Raw genomic sequence first — 24401 nt, forward strand, 5'->3', positions numbered from 1 at the left:
GTCAGTTGCTCCGCACGTCGTCGAACCAGAAGGTTTCAGGAAGCTGCGAGCCAAAAAAGGCCCCGGGCTCGAAGCTGTAGATCGCCTTGTCCGGCACGTTGCGCAGGCGGCCGGAGACGACGACGGGCTGCGAGGTGCGGTTGACGATGCCGATCGTGAACGCCTGATCGGCCTGGATGTCGAGCATTTTGCGCCAGATGTCCGCGCGCTCCTCGACGGTCGCCGAGGACCGCCAACGCCCGAGAAGATCGACGAGTTCGAGCACCTCCTTCGTCTCGGGCTTCTCGCCTTGCTGGCCGGCGGTCTGCACATACTGACCCCAGAGCGGCCATTGATATTGCTGGTAATGCGATGGCGCGAGGTCGTTGGGCTCATTGTCGGGACCCGGTGTGCCGTTATCCATGCCCACCCAGATCGACATCACGGTCTGCCCCGCGAGCGCGCGACGACGGAACACATCGCGCTGCGAAGAGCGCGCGAACATGCGAATGCCGATTTTCGCCCACTGATAGGAGATAAGCTCCAGCACATCCGTCTCTTCGGTGAATTCGCCTGAAGCGTCGATGGTCAACTCGGCGCGTCGTCCGTCCGGCAGCAGCCGATAACCTTCTGAATCGCGTTTCGTCAGCCCGATCTCGTCGAGCAGCTTGTTGGCGAGAACCGGATCACATTGCGCCCAGGCGTTCTGAAGCTCCGGCTTGTAGAACGGGCTGCCAGGAATAACCGTGTTGGCGCTCGGCTGGCCGAGGCCATAGAAAATCGCCTGATTGATGTCGCGCCTGTTGATCCCGACCGACAGCGCGCGGCGAAAGCGCGCATCACGCAAGAGATCGCGCCAGACCGGATCCCTGGTGTTGAGGTTTGGCAGCAGCGCGACCCAGGCGCCTTCGCCACGCGTCCATAGACGCACGGTGTAGCCCTCGCGCTTCTGCGACTCCTTGAGGAAGGTGTAATTGTCGAAGCGGATATAGCGCGCCTGCAGATCGGATTCGCCGGCGCCGACTTTCGCCGGCACCAGCGACGTCGAACCCATCGAGAGCGTGACGCGATCGACATAGGGGAGCTGGCGGCCTTCATTGTCGACGCGATGGTAGTAAGGGTTGCGCTCGAACACATAGAGCTCCGCCGGCGGCGCCGTCGTGTTGCGCCAGGGATCGAGCACCGGGAGATCGGGGTTTTCGGGGCGATAGTGGCGCGACTTGCGCTCGTGCAATGCGCCCCAATCCTTGAAGCGCGCCGCTTTCACCAGCGCCGCGAGCTGTTTGGGATCGGCGTATTTTTCGTGGAACTGTTTGAGATAATGCGCCGGCATGGCGATGTCGGTCGACTGCGCGCCGGCGAGGGACGGCAGAAAGGCCGGATTGGGCGCGTCCCATATGTAGCGCACCGTGAGCTCATCGATGATTTCAAATTTCGGCGGCTTTTCCGCAGCCATCATCGAGAGGGGAGGCCCGGCGGGATTGAGGCGCGTATTGTTGGCGACATCCTCCCAGAAATAGCGGAAGTCCTCCGCGGTGAAGGGATGACCGTCCGACCATTTATGTCCGGGCCTGATCTTCAGCGTGAAGATGCGGCCATCCCGCACATCGAAGCTTTCGAGAATATCGGGCTTCAACTCGCCCTTGTCATCGAACACCACGAGGCGCGCATAGCCATAGATGGTCATCATGCGGATGTCGCGCTGGTCGCCCATCAGCATCCGCATCGTTCCGCCGTATTTTCCTGGCGTGCGGCCCATCGCGGGGAGATCGATGACGCGCGGCTTTTTCGGAACGCGTTCTTCGAGCGGCGGCAGCTTGCCTATCTTCACGAGCGCCGTGAGTATCGCGGATTCGCGCTCGAGTTCGGCCGCCGACGCTTGCGCCGCCAGCAGGCAAGAGAGGCAAAGAAAGAGGAGGCTGCGCAGCAGGGACGTCATGCGGCCAGCTCCCGCGCATCGATGGAGGATGAAGCGAGCACGAAATGCCCGCCGCCGAGATTGATCTGCGCGAGGTTGTTTGCTCCATCGGCCCGGAAGCAGGCGTCCCAGGAATTCGGGTCCGACGCTCCGCCGACGGCCGCTATGTCGAAATCGAGAAGCCGATCGAGATCGGGATAGGGCACCGCTTTCAGAAGCGCTTTCGTATAGGGATGCACAGGCCTTCGAAACAGCGCCTCGCGCGGCGCGATCTCGACGATGCGCCCGCGCGCCATGACCGCGATGCGATCGGCCATATAATGAACGACGGCGAGATTGTGAGAAACGAAAAGATAAGTGAGGCCGAGCGAGGCCTGCAGATCTTTCAGCAGATTGAGGACCTGCGCCTGCACGGACACGTCGAGCGCGGAGACGGGCTCGTCGCAAATGATAAGCCGGGGATCGAGCGCCAGCGCGCGAGCGATGCCGATGCGTTGGCGCTGGCCGCCGGAGAAGCTGTGGGGATAGCGGTTGAGAAAGCGCGGATCGAGACCGACGAGGGTCATCAGCTCGGTCACGCGTTCGCGCTCTTCCGCCAGACTGTAATCGCGCTGGATGACGAGCGGTTCGCGGATAATATCGAACGCCGTCATACGCGGCGAAAGTGAGCTGACGGGATCCTGAAAGATCATTTGCATGCGCGGTCGGAACGCGGCGAGCTCCTTGTCTTGCAAGGCGAGCACATCGACCGGGCCGTTCTCGTCCGTGTAGATGATTGAGCCGCCGTCCGGCGCGCGAGCGCGCATGAGCAGGTTGCCGATCGTGGTCTTGCCCGATCCGCTTTCGCCCACCAGCCCCAGACATTCGCCTGACGCGATCGAGAAGCTGACATCGTCGACTGCGACAATGCTGGCCGAGCGGCGGCGGCCGAACCAGCCGCTTTTCCTGGTCCCGTAGACCTTGCGCAGCTTTTTGACTTCGAGGAGCGGCGCAGCGTTCGCAGGCGCGGCCCGCGGCGTCGCGCGGGCGAGTCGTGTGGTCTCGAACTTGACGTCGCGCAGCGACACCAGCCGCTCGCCTTCGGCCATATCGAAATGAGGCGAGGCCTTGAGAAGCGCCTTGAGATAGGGGTGCTGCGGCCTCCGAAAGATATCGTCGACGGTTCCCATCTCCATCAGTTCGCCCTGATAGATCACAGCCACTTCATCAGCCATATTGGCGACGACGCCGAGGTCATGGGTGATGAGCAGGATCGCCATGCCGAGCTCCTGCTGGAGCGTCTTCATCAGCTTGAGCACCTGCGCCTGGATGGTGACGTCCAGCGCCGTCGTCGGCTCGTCGGCGATCAGCAAGGCGGGATGACAGATCAGCGCCATGGCGAGCATCGCGCGTTGCCGCAGGCCGCCAGACAGTTCGAACGAATAGCGATCGATATCGCTCGCCGGATTGCGGAAGCCGACGAGCTTCAGCATGTTCACGGCCATGTCGCGCGCCGATCGGCGATCGACATTGCGATGGAGCCGCAACGCCTCTTCGATCTGGTTGCCGATCGTGTGGATCGGCGACAGCGACGACATGGGCTCCTGGAAGATCATGCCGATGCGGCCGCCGCGCAGCGCGCGCATGTCGACTCCGTCGCGAGGCAATTGCGCGATGTCGACGGGGTCGCCCTGTTCCTTGGGGTCGCTGAACAGAATGCGTCCGCCCGTGATCTTTCCGGAGCGCGGCAGCAGCCCCATTGCGGCTTGCGAGATGACGGTCTTGCCGGAGCCGGATTCGCCGACGAGCGCGACTGTCTTGCCCGAGGGAACGCGCATCGAGACGCCCTTGACGACCTCATGCTGCTGGCCATGCAGCGTGAAGCTGATGCGCAGATCTTCAATCCGGAGGAGATCGCGGGCGTTCACAGTCATTGCATCACGCCGACGCGTCCGCGAGCTTTCCGTCCGCGGACGCTCGCCCGATGACGTTAAGCAAGGCGTGGCTGTCGATCAGGGCGTAGGCCATCATCACCGCATTCAATCGTTCAACCGCCACCTCGCGCGTCGCAACGGGCGCGAAGTTGAAGCCGGATGCAAGAGCCGCGGCCTCCGACACCATGAAGTCGACCAGCGCTTCCTTGGTCGCGTTCTGCATGCTTTCGGCGATCGTCACCGTCGGCCCCAGCGCCATCATGTCAGCGTGCTGCGGATCTTCGCCGATACGGGCGATGATCGTCGGTCCGGTGTGGATGCCGACGCCGGCCCGGATCGGGATCGGCAGCCCGCTGCCCATCTCGACGTTGAGCGTTTCGAGCACGCGCGAAATATCTCCTGCGGCAAGAAGGGCTGATCGCGCGCCGAAGGTGCTGTCGCCTTCCCGATCGAACACAGCGATGAAGCCGTCGCCGAGGAACATATCGATGCGGCCGCCATAATGTTCGACCGCCTGCTTCATCTCCGAGAACAGGCGATTGACGAGAACGGCGACCTCATAGGGAAGCTGGCTGCGCGTCAGAGCGTTGAAAGCGCGCAGATCGAAGAACAGGATCGTCGCATCTCGCTGCACACCCCATTCCTCGCCGCTGACGTCGGCGAGCGCCGCTCTCTTGCCGCCAAGCACGGGTAGCAGAATGCGCACGCTGATATTATCGACGGGGCGAAGCTGACAGGCGAGACGCACGCCCGGCTGCGCGCCGATGCGCGTCAGCATGGCGCGTTCGGTGGTGTTGGGCTCGGGCAGCTTCGACAAAGCCGACAGGACATGAACGCGGCAGGTCGAGCAGCGGCCGCGGCCGCCGCAGACGGAGGGATGTGGGATGCCGTTGATGCGGCTCGCCTCAAGAATGGATGTGCCGCGCGGAACGCGCACCGGTCCCCGGCCACGATAATTCACGACGATCTGCCGCGCCGCCCGCCGCCGCGCCGCGCCGAAGGCGATCACGCCGATCGCGAGAAGCGCGACGCCGCTCATGGCGCCATTAAGGAGCATGCTGGCGCGCTCGAGTTTGGCGCGCTGCTCCGCGGTGCGCAGGGATGGCGCTGGCCGCAAGCTGTTTTCACGACCCGACGCCACGAATCCGGCAAGCGCCAGCACTGGCAGCAGAACAGCGAAGACGAGCGCGGGCAGGCGCCATTGCGTGTACCAGCGGCGATGGCGGAAGGCGTGATGAATGCCGATAACGCCATGACCCCAGGCGACGATGACGAGGCCGCTTTGCCAGATCGCCTGCGCCGGCCAGAGCTGATAAAGCATCGCATGATAGGACTCGTCGGCGCCAATGAGATTGTAAGCGATGCGCGTCGAGACGATGTGGCTGATCGCAAAAACCGGAATGAGCAGCCCAAGCAGGATCTGAAAAAATTCGTCGATCGGCATGCGCCAGGTCTGGCGCGTGACGATGCGCTTCAGGGTCAGCGCGATATGGATGAAGACAGCGCCATAGAGGAGCGAGCCTCCGGCCGGCGATTTCCACAGCAGCCAGCGCCATTCCTGGGCCGCTTCCATCGCCTCGACGCCGAAGACCCCGACCGCGTGATTGATCAGGTGGGTGCCAACGAAGACGAACAGGACGACGCCGGACCAGAGCCGGAAGGTCTTCTCCCATGGGATGCCGGCGCCGGGCAGCAACCCGCCTTCGGTCACAGCGGCTTGATCGCCGCGCGCTGAATCCGTCGCCGTCACGTCAACTCGACTCTTGGAACCCGGTCACCTGGCCATCTGGGCCATATGCTCGGTGACGAATTGGGTTCCGACGTCAAGCTGTTCCGCAAGCTGATGCATCACGGCGAGCGCAAATTCCGGTGTTTCGCGGATCAGGCGGGTGAAATCCTCGCGCTCAATGCGCAGCGCCGTCACGGTCGAGGTCGCAATGATGGTGATCGAGCGGCGACGGCCGCACAGGATGCCGACCTCGCCCAGCAGCATCACGCCGGATTTTTCGAAGCCGCCTTCGGGATGGTCGCCATCCTTCATGATCCTGACCGAGCCGTCGAGCACGATATAAGCCGCCTCGGGCGCGTCGCCACGGCGGAAAATCGCTTCGCCGGCGTGGAAAGTCACCCGGTCGCTGATCATCGCCACCAATTTGAGCTTGGCGACGTCAAGATTGTTGAACATCTGGAGTTTTCGGAGAGTTTTCACCTCCGTCTCGATGGTCATCGCCCTACCTCCGCCAACCGCCCGCGACTTCCGACTGTATCGGATTTGACCAACTCGACAACGGGCGCTTTCCCTGCCGATCTCGCCGTCACCCGGTCCTCGATGACGCGCGCGCCCTCGAACGCGATGACGCGGTCGAATGCGTCCGATCCATTACGGTCCGGGAAGGTCGCGATCAGCGTCCGGCCCGCCATCTTCTGCCTGATGGATTCCAGAACCTGCTCGGCGTCATAGGGCGCGAGCCCGACGAGCGCAGAGTCGAGGATGAGCACGTCAGGCCGGCGCAGCACCGCGCGCACGAGGTGGATGATGGTGCGCTGCTGGGCCGACAGGAGCCTGCCGCCCGGGCCTGCCTCATAGTCGAGACCTTGCCGCAGAATGAAGGCTTCGAGATCCTGCTCGCGGATCACTTCGTCGATGATGCGCGACACCTTCTCATTAGCGCCCGCGGCGCCATATGCGATACGTCCGAACAGGAGATTCTCGCTGATCGACGCTGCGGCGATCGCCTTCTCCGGATTGTAGAATTCAAGCCGCTCCGCGGCGACGCTCGGCAGGAATTTGCGGAAGCTGCGGCGGGCGCGGAGAATGCGCGATTTCAACGTTTCATCGACGAGATCAAGACGGTGGCGCGGCTCGACATAGCTCAGCGCGAAGCCGATGAGGCGATGGCGCAGCTCGATTGGAAGCTTGCGCGTTTTCCCTTGCATGCGGCCGCCTTCGAGCGCGCGCATGATCTCTTCGATCTCCGTCGGCGCGATGAAGGAATAGCGCTCAAAGAACGGATGGCCCGGCGGGAGATCGCTCAGCACTTCAGCCACGGTCTCCACCATCTTGAGGCCGATCGAGAGCAGCGGCTCGGTCAGCGATTCAGCTTCGAGGATCGACCGGATGTAGGGAATCTTCGACAGGCTCGCGACGCCGTTGCGCTGTCCGGTCGGCACGCCGAAGACGAAATTCTCGCCAAGCGATGCGCTCATATTGAAACGGTCAGGATGGTACTGCTCGACGAGGCTTTCGAGCCCATAGTCGGCAAGCCGCTCCCGGATCACACCGCGCGCGGCGACGAGGCGCTCGGCGATTTTCGGATCGATATGGGTTCCAAGCCGGCCGGAGACGCCAAGCTGGAAAATGCTGTCATAGCCGCGCACCAGCCTGAGCGCGGCGACGATGACGCGATCGAGGTCATCAGGCCCGTTCGCGCCGACAAGCTGATAGTCGATCCAGTCGGCGCGCGGCGATACGGTCGGATTTCCGGTGCTCCGCGCCTCGCGATAGCCGCGCCACGCTTCGACATCTGCGGGATCCGTGGGCTCGGGCGGAGGCGGGGTGAGTTGCAGCGCGAAGCAGATATTCTCCCGGATGGTCCCCGACATGATGAAAGGGTCGCCGCCGGCGTAGATGATCACGCGGCTCGCCGCATCGTCCGGAAGCTTGTTGAGCTCATGTCCGCCGATCGTCGCGGAGCCCTGATATTCGGCGATCTGCCGGCCGAGCACGCGCGGAATAATATCGCGGCCGGAGCCGGGCGGGCCGACAAGCGCGACATGACTTGGACGATCGATGGTGAGCGACAGGCGGTCGAGCTGAACCACGCCGCGACGATCCGCGACCTGCAGTCCAATTAGCGTGAAGGGCGCGGCCGCCGGAATCTCGATCTTCTGCTTGCCATCCTCGACAACGAGCGTGTCGCGCGAGAATTGCGAGACCACCTGTTCATATTTCACCTTCACGTCGGCGCGCTGCTGATCCCAGTCGATCAGCTCCTTGATCGGCGAGGGGAGATCGCGATAGGCGGCGATGATGGCGACGAGCTGGCCGATGTCGAGTCGGCCCTTCAGCGCGAGGTAGCCGCCGAGCGTGTAGAAGACGAAGGGCGTCACCTGCGCGAGCAGGTTGTTGAGATATTTGACGGCGAACTTGCGGCGATAGAGCAGCAGTCTGATATGGAAGAGAACGCCGAGCCGCTCACCGATCTCGGCGCGGCTGAAGCCGCCGACGCCGTAGATGTGAAGGGCCGGGGCGGAGTCGACCATTTCGCCGATGCGCCCCGCGAGCCTGCGCGACTCGACCTGCTGCTCGCGGCCAAGCCTGATCTGCTCCCGGCGCAGGCGCGGAATGACGAATGCCTGCGTTGATATCACAGCGAGCGCCACTGCTCCGAGCCAGGGATTCTGGATCAGGATGAAGGCGAGCGCCGTCACCGCTTGCGTCGCGAGGAAGGTCGGCGTGATGAAGGCCTCGCCGAAGAAGCCGCCGATCGGCTCGACCTCGTCCTTGATCATGCTGGCGACTTCCGCCGACTTCGTCGCGCGCACGTCCTCCGGCTCGAATCGCATCACGCGCGTGAAAAGCTCAAAGCGCAGGCGCCGCAGCATGCGCTCGCCGAGCACGCCCTTCTGCGTGTTGACGACATATTTGAAAGCGCCGTTGATGAGCACCAGGGCAAGGAACAGGAAGCTGAGCGCGAAGAGATACGGCACCTGCTTCAGCATCACGCCGTCGGAGATGACGAAGCTGTGGCCGCCAAGAAACTCGGGCAAGGACAGGACATAGTGGAACAGGCGCGCTTCCGGCTGGTCAGCCCGGAAGGCGCGGCCCTGGATCGCGTCGTTCACGATGCTTTTCGGAATTTCGAGCGACCACCAGTAGAAGGGCAGCGAGGCAAGGACCAGCAGCAGCGCGATGATCTGGTCGCGGCGGCTGTGACGCCATGCATATTGGAAGAATTTGGTCTCCACAGTCCTTTCCGATCCGCCCCGGAGGCGGGGCCGTCAGACTAAACGAGCGAGACCCTGCGGCAAAGACAGGGGCTTAGCCAGCATATAAGCGCCGGGACGGCGGTCCGGGAGGGCGGCTGGCCGCGACGCGGCAGCGGGTCGGAAATATCTCAGTAGGTCGCCCGGCCGCCGGACGCATCGAACACCGCGCCCGTGGAGAAGGACGCTTCCTCGCTCGCCAGCCAGCAGACCAGCGCCGTGATCTCGTCGACGGCGCCAAAGCGGCCGACCGGGATCTTGGACAGCATGAAATCGATATGAGCCTGGCTCATCTGGTCGAAGATCGGCGTTCTGACCGCCGCGGGCGTGACGCAGTTGACCCGGATGTCGGTCGTCGCGAGCTCCTTGCCGAGCGACTTCGTCAGGCCGATGACCGCCGCCTTCGAGGCACTGTAGGCGGACGCGTTCGGATTGCCCTCCTTGCCGGCGATCGAGGCGATGTTGACGATGCGGCCATAGCCGCCATTCGCTTTCATGTGGGGAATCACTGCGCGATTGCAGTAGAAGAGGCCGTTCAGATTGATATCGATGACGCGCTTCCACTCCTCGACCGGATAGTCAGCGACGGTCGTGTTGGGGCCGGTGATCCCGGCGCTGGCGACGAGGATGTCGATTTTGCCCAGCGCCGCAGCGCTCTTTTCGGCGGCGCGCATGACTGCGTCCGCATCGGAGATATCCAGTTCGACCACACTGGCGGCCGCGCCGATCTTGCCCGCCGCGACGTCGAGGGCCTTCGCGTCGCGATCCCACAGCGCCACCCTGGCGCCTTCCGCAGCGAGGCGCTCGGCGACGCCGAAACCGATGCCCGACGCGCCTCCGGTGATGACGGCGCCGCGCCCCGCGAAGCGATCCTTCAGAACTTTCACCGTGACGCTCTCCGTTGCACCGTCCGCTCCCGTCTAACGGGAACCTGCCGGCCCGTCACCTTCCAGAACGCGGGCGCGCGCGACCGCGGCGGCTTTCGCCGACGGCGCCCGATTTACGCTTGGGAAGAAGCGCTACAGACAAATTTAGGGCAGTGATTGCAATTATTTAGCCGATTTCAGGCCGAGCCGCGGCCGAGTTTGAACCTAAGATTATGGGTTAACTAAATTGCAAGTGCTGCCGGGCTAATTTCACGGTTAACGCGTGCTCCGTCTTCGTTGCTTCGTGTGCGCCGCGCCTCGCGCGATGGCGACGTCCGAATGACTGTCGTCGAAATGATGGGCGCGTAGGGGCTTATCTTGAGGGGCAACGGGGCATCATGAGTCAGCCAGTCGCTTCAACCGCCGGTCTGGGAGGGCAGACCGAGGGGGTCGGCCGCAGCCTGATCGAGGATGGCCGCATCGCCGCGGCGCCGATGCAGCTCATCAGCTTCGCGATCGGCGACGAGCAATATGGCGTCGACATCATGTCGGTCCGTGAGATCAAGGGCTGGTCGGAAATCACCCACCTGCCCAAACAACCCGAGTATGTTCGCGGCGTGCTCAACCTGCGCGGCGTCATCGTGCCGATCATCGATCTCCGCTGCCGGTTCGCCCAGGGGCTGACTCAGGCGACTTCTCTGCACATCGTCATCATCGTCCAGATCGGGACGCGCCAGGTGGGACTGCTCGCCGATCGCGTGCTCGACATCGTTTCGCTCGACGCCTCGCAGATTCAGCCCGTGCCAAAGATGGCCCAGTCGCAGCGCGTCGAATTCCTGTCAGGTCTCGTCACCGTCGACGACGCGATGATCGCGCTGATCGATCTGCCGAACCTTCTGTCCGCGAAGTTCGGCGACGAGGAGGCGCTGAACGGCGCCGCCTCGAAGGCCGGCGCGCCGGTGCAGCGTCGCGCAGCCTGATCCATCAAGCGGCCTGACGGCGCCGGGAAATATCTGTGAGCCGAAAGTCCGGGGGGACCTCGTGATCAACAGAATGTCGATAAACACGATTCTCAAGAGCGTCATTCTGGCGCTTGTCGCCGGCGTGATCATCCTGCTGGCGAACGACGCGCGCCAATCCTGGAGCCGGTACGTCTCCGAGAGCCGTATCTCGGCCGTCGTCGGCGTGACCACCAGCATGTTCACGGCGTTGCACAACCTGCGCGTGGACCGTGCGATCACCAATCGCGACATCGACGCCGAAAAGCCGTTTACGACGCTCAACCCGCAGATCACGGGCCCGCGCGCCGCCGAGATGCCGGCCTTGAAATCGGCGATCGCCGGATTGTCGACCATCGATTTCGTGGAGCGCGACAGCGCCATCGCCTCGCTTGATCAGGCGGTGCGCAAACTCGCTGCGCTGCAGGAAGAATCGGCCGCGGCGCTGATGAGGCCGAAGTCGGAGCGCCGGGCTGGCCTGAAAGAGGAATATTTCGCGCATACGAGCGCCGTGCTCGAGACGATCGACAAGCTGTCGCTGCGCCTGACGCGCCTGATCAAGCGCGATGACGCCTTCATCGACCAGCTCATGGAGATCAAGCAGTTCGCCTGGATCGCCCGCAACACGGCGGGCGACGCTTCCGTGCTTGTCACCACTTACGCAGGCAAGACGCCGCCGCCGAATCTGATGGCGATCTATCAGGGAAATCTCGGCAAATTCGAGATCGCGTGGAGCGCGGTTGAGGGCATCTCGTCCGACCTCCCCCTGCCGTCGTCCTTCGCGCAGGCCATGGAGAAGGCGAAGCGCGACAACTTCGCTCAGGACTTCGTCGATCTCCGGCAGCGCATGATCGCCGCGACCGCGGCCGGTCAGAAAATGGAAATGACCGAAGACCAATGGGCGCCTTACGTGGTCCCGCGTCTTGGCTCTCTGCTGGGAGTCGCCGATGCGGCGCTCGAAGCGGCGAAGGAGCATGCGGGGCGGCAGAGCGCCGAGGCCATGACCGCTTTCCTGTGGCAGCTTGGCTTTGTGGTCGCCGCGCTCATCGTCGGCTTCGGCATTCTCTTGATGGTGTCGCGTCGCGTGACCGCGCCGTTGAGGCAAATCCAGGCGGCGATGCAGAAAGTCGCCCAGGGTGACTTCGACGTCGTGTTGCCGGGCCTCAATCGCAAGGACGAGATCGGCGACGTCGCGAATTCGGTCGAGCGCTTCAAGGTGCTTGCTGTCGAAAAATCGCGTGAGGAGGCGGAGCTCGCGCTTCGACGTCAGCAGGAGGAAACCGAACGACACGCCCAGGCTGCGAAGGCCGACGCGGATGCGCAGGCGCTCGTCGCGGAAGAGCGTATGCGGGCGGCCGAAGAGCAGGGCCATGCGATGCAGGCGCTCGGTGATGGGCTCTCGCGGCTGTCGGAAGGCGACCTGACCTTCCGGCTGACGTCTGAATTTCCGCAGGCCTACCAGGAGATTCGCGACAACTTCAACGCGATGGCCACGCAGATGAGCGAAGCGCTCGCCGCCATCAAGGCTTCGACGGTGGAAGTCTCGAACGCTTCGGCGGAAATCTCGGCCAGCACGACTGATCTCTCCCAGCGTACGGAAGAGCAGGCCGCCAGCCTCGAACAGACTTCAGCATCGATGGAAGAGATCGCGGCGACGGTGAGAAAGAACGCCGAAAATGCGCAGACGGCCAATCAATCTGCGGTGACGACGCAGCAAGTTGCGCAGCGCGGCGGCGAAGTCGTGGCCGAAGCCGTGCAGGCCATGGCGCGCATCGAAGAGTCTTCTCGTAAAATCTCCGACATTATCGGCGTCATCGACGAGATTGCGCGTCAGACCAATTTGCTCGCGCTCAACGCCGCGGTCGAGGCGGCGCGCGCTGGCGAAGCCGGCCGCGGCTTCGCGGTCGTCGCTTCGGAAGTTCGCTCGCTCGCGCAACGCTCGTCGCAGGCGGCGAAGGACATCAAGGAACTCATCGTTTCCAGCGGCGGTCAGGTGAAAGATGGCGTTGATCTCGTGAATCGCGCTGGCGCCTCGCTCGCCGAGATTGTCGCCTCGATCAAGAGCGTCGCAAGCGTCGTCGCCGATATCGCGTCGGCCAGCGCCGAACAGTCGGTCGGCGTCGCTGAGGTCAACAAGGCGCTGCAGCAAATGGATGAGGCGACGCAGCAGAATTCGGCGCTGGTCGAACAGAATGCGGCGACGGCGAAGACGCTGGAGAGCCAGGCCAAGGCGATGGATGAGCGCGTGAGCTACTTCCGCGTGGAAGGCGCTGCGACAGCCGCGCCGGCGGTGAAGCGAGCGGCGCCGGCGGTGAAATCCGCACGGCCCGCGCCGCAACGGCCGGCTGGCGCTGCGACCCGCAGCCCGGTTGCGCGCATGCAGGCGGCGGTCGCGACCGCCTTCAACAATGACTCAGAGTGGCAGGAGTTCTAGGGATGGCGCTCAATCGTCGCACGGCGACAGCAGCCATCGATGAGGATGCGGCGGCTGCAGGCCGGGAATTCGTCTTCTCCGGCGCGGACTTCCAGTATCTGTCGAAGCTCGCCTATGAGCAGACAGGCATCGTGCTTGGCGACAGCAAGCGCAATCTCGTCTATGGCCGCCTTTCGCGCCGGCTGCGCTCGCTTCGGCTGAGCTCCTTCGCCGAGTATCGCGATTATCTCGCGGAAAACGAACACGAGATCGAAAGCTTCATCAACTCGATCTCCACGAACCACACGAAGTTTTTCCGCGAGTCGCATCATTTCGATCATCTGCGCGATCACGTTGCGGCTCCCTTTGGCCAGGCCGGACGCAACCGGCTCGATCACAAGCTGCGCATCTGGTCCGCCGGATGTTCGAGCGGCGAGGAGCCCTACACGATCGCCGCGGTCCTCAAGCGCGATATTCCCGACGTCGAGCAGAAGGATGTGCGCATCCTCGCGACCGACATTGATACCGATATTCTCAAGCGGGCTATGACCGGCGATTATCAGTCGCGGTCGATCGACGAGATTCCGGAAGCTTACCGGCGCTATTTCGAAGGCGGGCGCAATTCGAAATCGTCCGGAATCATTCTCGATGATGCGCTGCGCTCGCTGATCGCCTTTCGCCGCCTCAACCTTCTTGGCCCTTGGCCGTTCAAGGGTCTGTTCGACGCGATCTTCTGTCGCAATGTGATGATTTATTTCGATGCGCCGACGAAGGCCGCGCTCGTCGATCGCTTCATGATGCAGCTCAAGCCCGGCGGCTGGCTCTATATCGGCCATTCGGAGTCGCTGATCGGTTCGCATCCCGGCCTGCGCTCGGTCGGCCGCACGATTTATCGGAGAGACGCTTGATCAACGCAGCGCCTCTCAGACGCCCACAATCCAATGGCGACGGCGACGGCATTCGCGCCGGCGGCAATCATCGATTTTACGACGCCTCCAGCGGCGCCTGGATGGTCAAGGTGCTGCCCGGCGAATATCATGTGACCTCGATGCCGGAGGAAGTTCTCGTGACCATCCTCGGCTCATGCGTGTCGGCCTGCATCCGCGATCCCGTCCGGGGCATCGGCGGCATGAATCATTTCATGCTGCCGCAGGGCGCGACGGGCTCGTGGGGCGACGAACAGAATTCCACACGCTTCGGCAACTTCGCCATGGAGAAGCTCATCAATGAGCTGCTCAAGATGGGTTGTTCACGCTCTTCTCTCGAGATCAAGGTGTTCGGCGGCGGCAACGTCATCGAAAGCAGCAGTCAGGTCGGCACCAAGAATGCAGAGTTCGTGCTCCGCTATCTCAAGGCCGAAGGCTTGAACTGCGCCGCGCAGGATCTCGAAGGCCGGTTTCCCCGACGCATCCAGTATCACCCGCTGACCGGGCGTGTGGTGCGCAAGCTGCTCGGCACCGGTGAGACGTCCGGCGTGGCGCGCGAGGAAACCGAATACGCCAAGCGGCTCGTCACTCACAAGACGTCCGGCGACATTGAATTGTTTGAGTAGGCGGAGGACGGAATGTCAGCTACGCGCGTGCTCATCGTCGACGACTCCGCTCTCATGCGGCAGCTTCTGTCGACGCTTCTCTCGGCTGACCCTGCGATTGAGGTCGTGGGCACGGCGCCCGACCCCATGGTCGCGCGAGAGAAGATCAAGGAGCTCAATCCCGATGTCCTGACGCTCGACATCGAGATGCCGCACATGGACGGCGTCACCTTCCTGCGCAAGATCATGGCGCTCCGGCCGATGCCGGTGGTGATGATCTCGACGCTGACGCAGGCGGGCGCGGAAATCACGCTGGAGGCCCTCGATGCGGGGGCCGTCGATTTCGTCGCCAAACCAACATCGGACATCTCCGCGGCGATGAATTCGCTTGCGGGAGAACTGCAGGCGAAGGTGAAGGCTGCGGCCCGCATGCGCGTCGGCGTGCGACGCGCGGCCCCGCCGCCAGCGCCCCGCCGGACGATGCTTAACCGTTCGACCGGCAAGATCATCGTCATCGGCGCATCGACGGGCGGCGTCGAGGCGCTGAAGGTGGTGCTGATGGGATTGCCGTCGGATTGTCCGCCGATCGTGATCACGCAGCACATGCCGCCGCGCTTCACCACGGCGTTCGCCCAGCGACTCAATCGCGAATGTCCGATGGAGGTGTCGGAAGCCGTGCATGAGGAATTCATCGAGCCGGGCCACGCCTATATCGCGCCGGGTTCGCACCATCTCGAATTGACGCGGATCGGCGGGCGTTTCGCCTGCTCGCTCAATCTGTCGCCGCCGGTGTCCGGCCATCGGCCCTCGGTCGACGTGCTCTTCCGCTCCGCAGCGCGCATCGCGCCGCAAGCCTGCATCGGCGTCATTCTGACGGGCATGGGCAAGGATGGCGCCGAAGGGATGCTCGAACTGCGGCAGGCCGGCGCGATCACGCTCGGCCAGGATGAAGAATCTGCGCTGATCTACGGCATGCCGCGCGTCGCTTTCGAGCGCGGCGCGGTGATGAAGCAACATTCGCTGACGCAGATGGCCGACGCCATCATCCGCGCCTGCGAACCTGAATCGCGTATGGCGGCGAAGGCTTGAGTGATTTGAGAGTCGGGGTGGGACGCCGGCCCGAGCCGGAACTCCTGGACGGACATGGATGGTTGCGATGACGGCGACTGACGGAAAGACCATCAAACTCGCGGCGATGCTCGATCTCGCCGCGGCGGACGGGCTGTTGCGCCAGTTCAGAGAAGAGCTCGCCGCCGAAGGCGATCTGCACGTCGACGCATCCGCCGTCGAGATGCTGACGCTTCCCTGCGCGCAAATCATCGTCGCCGCGCGCCGCACCCGGCCGAACATCTTCATCGATGATCCCTCCGACGCGTTCCTCAGCGCGTTCAACGATCTCGCGATGGACTGGCAGGAAGATCGCGCGGATTTCCATCACATCGCCATCGAGGAACAGCAGAAGGCGGCGTCTGCGGCGACGATCGTGAGCGAACCTGCCGCCGCGGCGCCCGCGATGGAAGAGCCGCAGCCGGAGACGGCTCCCGCCGCGGCCGGACCGAAGCGCATCCTGACGATCGATGACTCCAAGACGATGCGCGACATGCTGATGTTCACGCTCGCCGACGCCGGCTTCGAGGTGCTGCAGGGCGTCGACGGCCAAGATGGCCTCAACGTTCTCGGCGACACGCCGGTCGATGTCGTCATTACCGACATCAATATGCCGATCATGGATGGCTATGAGGTCATCCGCCGGTTGCGCGACAATCCCGTGCACAAACGTACGCCCATCCTCGTTCTGACCACCGAGAGCGATGCTGAAAAGCGCACGCTCGCGCGTAGCGCCGGCGCCACCGGCTGGATGGTCAAACCATTCGATCCCGATCGTCTGCTTGCGACAGTTCGCAAGGTTTCTCCCTGACCGGCCGCGCTTCAAGGAACACCACTCATGGCGAGCCTCGACGAACTCAAACTGACATTCTTCGATGAATGTTCGGAACTGCTGCAGGACATGGAGTCCGGCCTGACCGACATGCAGGACGGCGCCGGCACGGCCGACACTGTCAACGCGGTGTTCCGCGCAGTGCATTCAGTCAAAGGCGGCGCGGGCATCTTCGGCTTTCAGGGGCTGGTGAATTTCGCCCACGTCTTCGAGACAGTGCTCGACCTTGTGCGGCGCGGCGACCTCGCGGCGACCTCGCCTGTCGTGTCGGTGTTCCTGACGGCAGGCGATGTGCTCGCCGATCTCGTCGGCATGGCGCGATCCGGAACGAAGCCGCCGGCGGACTACGGACAGGAATGCCGCGTCGCGCTGGAAAGGTTGACGAAGGACGGCGGCGAGGGCGATGCGCCCGCGGCTGATGACGACGGCATGGAGGGCATCGATTTCACGCCGGTCGCGGTCGACGACATGGAAGGCATCGATTTCACTCCGGTGCGCGCTGACAGTTTCGGCGATGCGAGCAGCGGTTACGCGATCACCTTCAGGCCGAAGCCCGGCATGCTGCAGAATGCGAATGAGCCGTTGCTCATCCTTCGCGAACTCGGAAAGCTCGGCGAGCTCGAACTGACGGCGGAGACGGACGCCCTGCCGAATCTGCGCGATCTCCAGCCCGACCAGCCTTATGTGAGTTGGCGCGGCGTGCTGCGCGGCGCAGCCTCGAAAACCGATATCGAAAGCGTGTTCGAATTCGTCGTCGATGATTGCGATCTGACGATCGAACCGATCGAGACGCCGGTTGAAACGCCCGAGCCGATGCCGGCGATGGCGATGGAGCCGACGCCGGCGGCCGTCGCCGCCCCGATCGAAACAATCGCGAGCGCCGCGGCGAAACAGCCTGCGGCGCCGAAAGCGGCCGACAGCCCCGCATCGACGGCTGAATCAGCGCCGGAGCCGCGCAGCGGCGGTGGCGGCGGAACGCCTGCGGCGACCACGGCGCGCGTCGATCTCGACAAGATTGATCGCGTCGTGAACATGGTCGGCGAGCTTGTCATCGCGCAGGCCATGCTGGGGCAGGTGGCGCAAGGGTTGCCCGAGGAATCGCGCGGGCAATTGTCGCAAATCCTCGAAGAAGTCATCCATCACACGCGCGAGCTGAAGGACAGCGTCATGTCGATGCGCGCGCAGCCGGTGCGCGCTGTCTTCCAGCGCATGCCGCGGCTCGTGCGCGAACTCTCGCAGAAGACCGGCAAGAAGGTGAAGCTCGAGATGGTTGGCGAGGGCACGGAGGTCGATCGCACGATCATCGAACGCCTGAGCGATCCTTTGACCCATATCATTCGCAACTCGGTCGATCATGGCATCGAGACGCCGGAAGCGCGCATCGCTGCCGGCAAGAATGAGGAAGGCACGATCCGCCTCTCCGCCAATCATCGCGGCGGCCGCATCGTGATTGAGATCCGCGACGATGGCGGCGGCATCAACACCGAGCGCGTGCTGAAGCGCGCGCGCGAGCGCGGCCTTGTCGATCCCGACGCGCAGCTCAGCGAGGACGAGATCAGCAACCTGATCTTCCTGCCGGGCTTTTCGACGGCGGAGGCGGTGTCCGACATTTCCGGCCGCGGCGTCGGCATGGATGTCGTGCGCAGCAATATTCAGGACCTCGGCGGCCGCATCTTCCTGAACTCGCAGCGCGGCAAGGGCATGACGATTCAGTTCGCCCTGCCATTGACCCTTGCGGTCATGGACGGAATGGTGATCAAGGTCGGCCAGGAAACCTATGTGACGCCGATGTCGACCATCGTCGAATGTCTGCGGCCGTCGCGGAAAGACGTGCATGCGCTGCTCGGCACGCGCGGCATGTTGCAATTGCGCGGCGAGTTGGTGCCGCTCGTCCATCTCGGCGAGTTGCTGTCCGAAAGCGGTGTCGGCGGCAAGGATCTCGCCGACGGCGTGGTGATCATCACCGAGGCGGGCGAGGGATCGCGGCTCGGGCTCGTGGTCGATGAACTGCTCGGCCACCAGCAGGTCGTGATCAAGAGCATCGAGGACAGTTATGGCGCGGTGCCTGGCATCGCGGCTGCGACCATCCTCGGCAATGGCCGTGTGGCGTTCATTCTCGACACGGAAAAGCTTCAGGAACTCGCGGCGGAAGGCTTCTCGCCTCTGCGCGACATGCCTGGAGCGCGTATGAAATTTGTCTCCGGCGCGGCGTTGCACTGAAGCGCGCATCACGCCGGCCGGGCGCTAACGATATTCAGGAGATCAGATCATGCCGCTCGCTCAGGCCCTGAAAGTCCTCATCGTCGACGATCAAAACAGCGTGCGGCAAGTGGCGCGCCTGACGCTGGAGGAGATCGGAATCAAGCATGTCTATGAGTCCGAGAACGGCAAGGAAGCTCTTGAAATCGCGGGCGTGCAACCGCTCGATCTCATCATCTCGGATTTCAACATGCCCGAGATGGATGGGCTGGCGCTGCTCCGCGCGGTGCGCGCCCATCCGACCGCGAGGCGGCTGCCCTTCATCCTGCTCACGGGGCGCGGCGATCGCGAGCTGGTCGTGAAGGCGGCGCAAGCCGGCGTTAACAATTACCTCGTGAAGCCCTTCACTGCGGATTCGCTGAAGGGCAAGATCGAACAGGTTCTGGGGAAGCTTTCGTGACATCGGCCGCCGCGGCGCCAATCGAAAACAGAGAGGGTGAGGGAGCCGGGGGCGAGACGTCCGAGCGGCGCAGCAATGACGCGGGGTCGTTCCTGACCGCGCTTGCGACTCTGATGAATGAGACGGTCGAAGAGCTTGAGCGCACCTCGACGAAAATCGGCGAATTCATTGTCGGCCAGAGCTCGCGCCCGGACCATAATCTCGTTGTCACGCTGCAGCAGTTCGATCGGCTGCAGCAGGAGTTTCGCGCGCTGGCCGACATGACCAAGCATTTCGCGGCGGCGACGAACGACAACAGCTCCGGCGAAAAATGGACTTTCCACCACAGCAGCAAGGCGATGGACGCGATTACGGTCGCCGATCTCAAGCAGCGCTTCAACCGCTATCTCGAGTCGATCGAGATCGAACTGGCGCAGCCTTCGATGTTTGATGAGGTCGTCTTTTAGGAATGCTGTCTTTGCCCGCGACAGGCGAATGAATGCGGCGCAATTTCGGTTTTGTTAAGCCCGCCGTTGCATGATCTCTCCGTCGACATGTCTTTCCGCGCCGTCGCCGCGCGTTGGATCGTCACGGTCGAGCGCGACGAAGTTGGGGTGAGCTGAAGCTGACATGGCCAAAGGGTCGCTCAAGCTCCATGATCTCTACATCGTGGTCGCAGACGCCAATGCGTTCCAGTCGACCCTGGTGCATGGCATGCTGCGCGGCTTTGGCGCGAACAATGTGCTCGAAGTGCGCAACTCCATCGCGGTGCTGCAGGCGCTGAGCCAGCGGCGCGTCGACATCCTGCTTTGCGACGCGAAGCTTCCCGTGGATGGGGGCTTCGCGCTGACGCGCACGATCCGGTGCGACAAGGAAAGCCAGAACCGGATCATGCCGATCTTCATCATGGCGAGCGACACGCGCGAAGTGACCGTGAACGCGGCGCGCGACGCCGGCGCCAACATGGTCATCGCGAAGCCGATGTCGCCGTCTGCGCTGTACGACCGCCTGAGCTGGGTGGCGCTGCGTCCTCGACAATATGTCGACACCGAAACCTACTTTGGGCCCGACCGGCGCTTCAAGATCGAGGGTTATCCCAACGGCGTCGGTCGGCGACGAACCGACAGCAATGTCGAGGTGGCGGAGGAGGCGGGGCCCTCACTTGAGCAAGATGATATCGACAGCCTGTTCAAGGCTGCGCGTGAAGGACGCGACTGATGGCTAAAACGCCCGAGAAAGCCGAAGCGCGCATCTTCTATGTCGAAACGCAACTGCACATGCTTGCGCGCATGCCCGGCGGCGGCGTGCCGCGCGAGAAGGCGCTGCGCGCCGCGACCAACGAAGTCGACAAGCTGAAACCGGCGTTCGACGAGTGGCTGACCCGGGAAATGGCGGCGCTGGTTGATGCGATCGCGCGCGCCAAGCATGGCGAGCCGCAATCAGTCTGGCTTGAACCGGCGACCACCCATTGCCGCCAGTTGCATGACGTCGCAGGCACCATGGGCTTCGCGCTCGTCACCGTCGTCGCCGACCTGCTCTACAAGGTGCTGGAAGGGATCGCGCAAGGCGCCGAGTGCCGGCTCGAGACGATCACCTGCTATGTCGACGCGCTCAATCTCGTGCGGCAGGAGAAATTCCGTAATCTCAAGCCGGAAGATCTGCACGATCTGATCGACGGTCTGAAACAGATGGCGGAGCGGGTCAGCGGCCCCACGATGTAGGGCCGCTTCCGTTTTAGGCAATCACCAGCCGGCGAGCACCGAACCCTTGAATTTCTGCTCGACGAAGGTTTTCACCTCTGGCGTGTGATAGGCTTCGATCAGCGCCTTCACCCAGGGCTTGTCCTTGTCGGCGGCGCGCACAGCGATCAGATTGACGTAAGGTCCTTTCGGATCTTCGCGCAGGATCGCATCGGTTGGATTGATGCCGGCCTCGACCGCGTAGTTGGTGTTGATCGCGGCGGCGTCGACGTCTCCGAGTGAACGTGGCGTCTGCGCGGCGTCGATCTCGACGATCTTCAGCTTCTTCGGATTCTCGACGATATCGGCGACCGTCGGCTTGAAGCCGACATTCGGCTTCAGCTTGATGACGCCCTTATCCTGCAGGAGAAGCAGGGAGCGGCCGCCATTGGTCGGATCATTCTGGATCGCGATCGTGGCGCCGTTCGGCACGTCGGCCCATGATTTGTGCTTTGTCGAATAGATGCCAAGCGGAAAGTTCACCGTGAGCCCGGCGCTTTCGATCTTGTAGCCGCGATCCTTCACCTGATTGTCGAGATAGGGCTGGTTCTGGAAGGAATTCGCCTCGATCTCGCCGGCGTCGAGCGCCTGGTTCGGCACGACATAGTCGCTGAATTCGATGACCTTGAGATCAAGCCCTTTCCTGGCCGCGATCGGCTTCACCGCTTCGATGATCTGCGCATGTGGACCGGGACTGACGCCGATGCGGATCACCTGCGTCTGCGCAAATGCAGGCGCGATGGCGCATATTGTTGCGCCGGCGAGCGCGAGCAGCGACAGGCGGCGTGAGAGAAAAGTGGACATGGTGATGCTCCTTGTTTGATGAGTGATCAAGTCAGGCGTGGCGCAGGCGCTTGTTGAGTCTGCGCGCGAGGCGGTCGCCCGTCGTCTGCACGCCCTGCACGATCAGGATGAGCACGAGAACGACGATCGCCATCACGTCGGGCATGAATCGCTGATAGCCGTAGCGGATGCCAAGATCGCCAAGTCCGCCGCCGCCGACAGCGCCGACCATGGCGGAGAAGCCAAGCAGGCTGACGATCGACAGGGTGAGGCCAAGTGTGATTGCGGGAAGCGCCTCGGGCACAAGCACTTTCCGCACGATCTGGAACGGCGTGGCGCCCATGGCGCGGGCAGCCTCGATGAGGCCCTGATCGACTTCGCGCACGGCGCCTTCGACGATGCGCGCGATGAAGGGGATCGCCGCGATCGTCAGCGGCACGGCGGCCGCTGCGGTTCCGATCGATGTTCCCGCAATCAGACGCGTGAACGGAATGATCGCAACGACGAGGATGATGAAGGGCGTCGATCGCGTCGCGTTGACGAGCGTTCCCAGCGTGAGATTCGCAAGTGGTGAGCTGAATAGCTCGCCGCTCTTGCTGGTGGCGAGAAAGACGCCGAGCGGCAGGCCTGCGAGCGTGCCGAGCGCGGCCGCGACGCCGACCATGGCCAGCGTATCGAGCGTCGCCTGGGCGATGAGGCGGAGAATTTCAGGCGACATAGCCGATGGTCTCCGTCGTGAGATCGAGATTTGAGAGCGCCGCAATGATCGCGGCGAGCGCTGGCTGCGCCGACGGCACGGAGACGATGAGATCGCCGAAAGGCTGTTCGCCGATCTCATCGATGCGGCCGGCGATGATGTTCACATCGACGCCGATCACGGAGGTGATGCGGCTGAGCACTGGCGCTGTCGCATGGCGCCCGGAGAAGCGGATGCGCAGAATAGCCTGCCCGTCTGCAATCGGCGTCGCCTGCAGGCGCGCCGCGAGTTCCGGCGGCGTCGAGACGCCCGTTGCGGATTCGATGAAACGGCGTGTCGTCAGGTGACGCGGGTTGGTGAAGATGTCGAACACCGCGCCCTGCTCGATGATCTCGCCATTCTCCAGCACCGCGACGCGATCGCAGATCGCCTTGATGACGGGAATTTCGTGCGTGATGAGCAGGATGGTCACGCCGAGCGCGCGATTGACCTGACGAAGCAGCGTGAGGATCGATTGCGTGGTTTCGGGATCAAGCGCGGACGTCGCCTCATCGCACAGCAGAATCTTTGGATCGGTCGCCAAAGCCCGGGCGATTCCAACACGCTGCTTCTGCCCGCCTGACAGTTCCGACGGGTAGCGGTCGCGCTTGTCCGTGAGATCGACGAGTTCGAGCAGCGAGGACACCTTCTCCTCGATCGCGCTGCGGGCGGCGCCGGCGATTTCCAGCGGAAGCGCGATATTGTCGGCGACCGTGCGCGAAGAAAGCAGGTTGAAATGCTGAAAGATCATGCCGATCGAGCGACGCTTTTCGCGCCAGGCGCGCTCGTCGAGTTGCGTGACGCCTTCGCCGAAGAGCGTGATCTGGCCTGATGTGGCGCGCTCAAGCCCATTGACGAGGCGGATCAGCGTCGACTTGCCGGCGCCGGAGCGACCGATCACGCCGACGATCGCGCCTTCCGGAATCGCGAGCGTCACGTCGCGGAGAGCGGCGACGGCGGTCTGACCGGCGCGTGCGGAAAATGTCTTGTCGACGCCTTCCAGCTTGATGGCGGCGCGAGGGGGAGCGAGCGGCGCTGCGTCTTTAAGCGCGCGCCGGGAAAGGATCGCATTCATCGCTTTGGTCAGAGCAGGGGAATGTAGACGGTGGGGTCGTCGCGGCGCTGCTCGCGAACGGCGGCGCGCGCGAATTTCCCGGCGCGCATGTCAGGCGCGCCAAGCCGCGACAGCCATTGTTCGAGGCGAGCAAGCTGCTGCTGAAGCAGGCGAGGGATCGAAATGGAGATCATAAGGAGAATTCCTGATGGCGTGCGACGGCGGCGCAATCACGCGCTCGGCTGATGCTCCGCTGATGAAGCTTTGAAGAGCGGGCCTCAGGCCCGGATGACCCTGCCGGGTTCGGAAGGCATTCGACAGGACGCTTTCATGGTTCTCTCCATTCGACCGGAGCCCACGACGCTGTCGTGGCGCTTTAGCGTTTGGTGACGCGGCGCAAGCTGCTCGCTCAAATCCCCGCGGCCGGCTTGCGCCGACGTCTCGATATGCGCCTGCTCGTTCGGTATGTCAACGGAAACGTTCTGTTAAAAGAATAGCGCGACGCGAGAAAAGTTTTCTCCGGTTCGACCGCCGGAGGGAGCGCCATTTGCGCAGATTTCCAGCCGTTCGGCCGGTTCAGGCGATCGAATGGCCGATACGGGATCGCCGATCGGACGAATTGAAGCGAAGCGCCGCACGCTTGCTTTTATGCCGGATGCGGATGTGGATTTTGATCCTCTGGCTAGGCTGCTTCGCGATAATGGTGGAGCTGGTGCATCGCGCGCGGCGCGACTAGCGCTCAATTCGCCTTGGAAAAATTGGAGCGGGTGAAGGGAATCGAACCCTCGTATTCAGCTTGGAAGGCTGCTGCTCTACCATTGAGCTACACCCGCGCCGGGTCCGGGCGCGCCGGCTGGCGGACAGTCGTCTAGCGATTCATGCGCCGTTCGACAACGGTCTCGGCGGGC

The 24401-nt window shown here is 63.3% G+C and carries 21 protein-coding genes and 1 tRNA gene; 11 read left to right on the top strand and 11 right to left on the bottom strand.

Annotated features, from left to right (window positions below; all coding sequences use genetic code 11):
• Nucleotide 1 precedes the first annotated feature (1 nt).
• The 6 genes from L8F45_RS04565 to L8F45_RS04590 form a co-directional block, all read right to left on the bottom strand.
• On the bottom strand, nucleotides 2-1918 hold the full coding sequence (locus L8F45_RS04565) for an ABC transporter substrate-binding protein (RefSeq protein WP_342361704.1): 1917 nt from the start codon (nucleotides 1916-1918) through the stop codon (nucleotides 2-4).
• Nucleotides 1915-3810: an ABC transporter ATP-binding protein gene (locus tag L8F45_RS04570; RefSeq protein WP_342361705.1), complete on the bottom strand. Its 1896-nt coding sequence runs from the start codon at nucleotides 3808-3810 to the stop codon at nucleotides 1915-1917. The genes L8F45_RS04565 and L8F45_RS04570 overlap by 4 nt, the downstream gene beginning before the upstream one ends.
• Before the next feature lie 4 nt (nucleotides 3811-3814).
• Complete coding sequence (locus L8F45_RS04575; RefSeq protein ID WP_342361706.1) at nucleotides 3815-5560, bottom strand: adenylate/guanylate cyclase domain-containing protein; 1746 nt, start codon at nucleotides 5558-5560, stop codon at nucleotides 3815-3817.
• 24 nt (nucleotides 5561-5584) lie between these two features.
• A complete protein-coding gene (locus L8F45_RS04580; protein ID WP_342361707.1) occupies nucleotides 5585-6037 on the bottom strand; it encodes a cyclic nucleotide-binding domain-containing protein in 453 nt (150 codons plus the stop codon).
• On the bottom strand, nucleotides 6034-8778 hold the full coding sequence (locus L8F45_RS04585) for an ABC transporter transmembrane domain-containing protein (RefSeq protein WP_342361708.1): 2745 nt from the start codon (nucleotides 8776-8778) through the stop codon (nucleotides 6034-6036). The genes L8F45_RS04580 and L8F45_RS04585 overlap by 4 nt, the downstream gene beginning before the upstream one ends.
• Nucleotides 8779-8927: 149 nt before the next feature.
• Nucleotides 8928-9683 carry an SDR family NAD(P)-dependent oxidoreductase gene (locus L8F45_RS04590; RefSeq protein ID WP_342361709.1) on the bottom strand — a complete coding sequence of 252 codons (756 nt, stop codon included), beginning with the start codon at nucleotides 9681-9683 and terminating at the stop codon, nucleotides 8928-8930.
• A 377-nt stretch (nucleotides 9684-10060) separates the two neighbouring features.
• On the opposite strand from L8F45_RS04590, the gene L8F45_RS04595 reads away from it, so the two are divergent.
• The 11 genes from L8F45_RS04595 to L8F45_RS04645 all read left to right on the top strand — a co-directional run bounded on the left by L8F45_RS04595 (nucleotide 10061) and on the right by L8F45_RS04645 (nucleotide 20902).
• The gene (locus L8F45_RS04595; protein ID WP_342361710.1) at nucleotides 10061-10642 is read left to right on the top strand and encodes a chemotaxis protein CheW; all 582 of its coding nucleotides are present in this window, start codon (nucleotides 10061-10063) and stop codon (nucleotides 10640-10642) included.
• Between the two features lie 73 nt (nucleotides 10643-10715).
• Entirely contained in the window at nucleotides 10716-13094 is a 2379-nt protein-coding gene (locus tag L8F45_RS04600; RefSeq protein WP_342361711.1) for a methyl-accepting chemotaxis protein, read from the top strand.
• Nucleotides 13095-13096: 2 nt separating this feature from the next.
• On the top strand, nucleotides 13097-13981 hold the full coding sequence (locus L8F45_RS04605; RefSeq protein WP_342361712.1) for a CheR family methyltransferase: 885 nt from the start codon (nucleotides 13097-13099) through the stop codon (nucleotides 13979-13981).
• Nucleotides 13978-14625 (top strand): chemoreceptor glutamine deamidase CheD, encoded by a 648-nt coding sequence (locus tag L8F45_RS04610; RefSeq protein ID WP_342361713.1) that lies wholly within the window; start codon nucleotides 13978-13980, stop codon nucleotides 14623-14625. The genes L8F45_RS04605 and L8F45_RS04610 overlap by 4 nt, the downstream gene beginning before the upstream one ends.
• A 12-nt stretch (nucleotides 14626-14637) precedes the next feature.
• A complete protein-coding gene (locus L8F45_RS04615) occupies nucleotides 14638-15693 on the top strand; it encodes a protein-glutamate methylesterase/protein-glutamine glutaminase (RefSeq protein ID WP_342361714.1) in 1056 nt (351 codons plus the stop codon).
• Nucleotides 15694-16117: 424 nt separating this feature from the next.
• Nucleotides 16118-16522: a response regulator gene (locus L8F45_RS04620; RefSeq protein WP_342363364.1), complete on the top strand. Its 405-nt coding sequence runs from the start codon at nucleotides 16118-16120 to the stop codon at nucleotides 16520-16522.
• A 27-nt stretch (nucleotides 16523-16549) separates the two neighbouring features.
• A complete protein-coding gene (locus L8F45_RS04625) occupies nucleotides 16550-18763 on the top strand; it encodes a chemotaxis protein CheA (RefSeq protein WP_342361715.1) in 2214 nt (737 codons plus the stop codon).
• A 49-nt stretch (nucleotides 18764-18812) separates the two neighbouring features.
• Nucleotides 18813-19202 (top strand): response regulator, encoded by a 390-nt coding sequence (locus L8F45_RS04630; RefSeq protein ID WP_342361716.1) that lies wholly within the window; start codon nucleotides 18813-18815, stop codon nucleotides 19200-19202.
• Nucleotides 19199-19648: a hypothetical protein gene (locus L8F45_RS04635; RefSeq protein WP_342361717.1), complete on the top strand. Its 450-nt coding sequence runs from the start codon at nucleotides 19199-19201 to the stop codon at nucleotides 19646-19648. The genes L8F45_RS04630 and L8F45_RS04635 overlap by 4 nt, the downstream gene beginning before the upstream one ends.
• Nucleotides 19649-19811: 163 nt before the next feature.
• Nucleotides 19812-20399 (top strand): response regulator, encoded by a 588-nt coding sequence (locus L8F45_RS04640; protein ID WP_342361718.1) that lies wholly within the window; start codon nucleotides 19812-19814, stop codon nucleotides 20397-20399.
• Complete coding sequence (locus L8F45_RS04645; protein ID WP_342361719.1) at nucleotides 20399-20902, top strand: hypothetical protein; 504 nt, start codon at nucleotides 20399-20401, stop codon at nucleotides 20900-20902. The genes L8F45_RS04640 and L8F45_RS04645 overlap by 1 nt, the downstream gene beginning before the upstream one ends.
• 21 nt (nucleotides 20903-20923) lie before the next feature.
• Here the strand turns inward: L8F45_RS04645 and L8F45_RS04650 are convergent, their stop codons facing one another.
• The 5 genes from L8F45_RS04650 to L8F45_RS04670 all read right to left on the bottom strand — a co-directional run bounded on the left by L8F45_RS04650 (nucleotide 20924) and on the right by L8F45_RS04670 (nucleotide 24326).
• Nucleotides 20924-21724, bottom strand: a complete 801-nt coding sequence (locus L8F45_RS04650) for a MetQ/NlpA family ABC transporter substrate-binding protein (RefSeq protein WP_342361720.1) — start codon at nucleotides 21722-21724, stop codon at nucleotides 20924-20926.
• Nucleotides 21725-21755: 31 nt separating this feature from the next.
• Nucleotides 21756-22421 carry a methionine ABC transporter permease gene (locus tag L8F45_RS04655; RefSeq protein ID WP_342361721.1) on the bottom strand — a complete coding sequence of 222 codons (666 nt, stop codon included), beginning with the start codon at nucleotides 22419-22421 and terminating at the stop codon, nucleotides 21756-21758.
• A complete protein-coding gene (locus tag L8F45_RS04660; protein ID WP_342361722.1) occupies nucleotides 22411-23514 on the bottom strand; it encodes a methionine ABC transporter ATP-binding protein in 1104 nt (367 codons plus the stop codon). The genes L8F45_RS04655 and L8F45_RS04660 overlap by 11 nt, the downstream gene beginning before the upstream one ends.
• Nucleotides 23515-23522: 8 nt before the next feature.
• Nucleotides 23523-23687, bottom strand: coding sequence for a hypothetical protein (locus L8F45_RS04665; protein WP_342361723.1), 165 nt, complete (start codon nucleotides 23685-23687; stop codon nucleotides 23523-23525).
• A gap of 565 nt (nucleotides 23688-24252) precedes the next feature.
• Nucleotides 24253-24326: transfer RNA gene (locus L8F45_RS04670), tRNA-Gly, on the bottom strand.
• Nucleotides 24327-24401: the final 75 nt, after the last annotated feature.

It is taken from the genome of Terrirubrum flagellatum (genome assembly GCF_022059845.1).
In the GTDB taxonomy this organism is placed as follows: domain Bacteria; phylum Pseudomonadota; class Alphaproteobacteria; order Rhizobiales; family Beijerinckiaceae; genus Terrirubrum; species Terrirubrum flagellatum.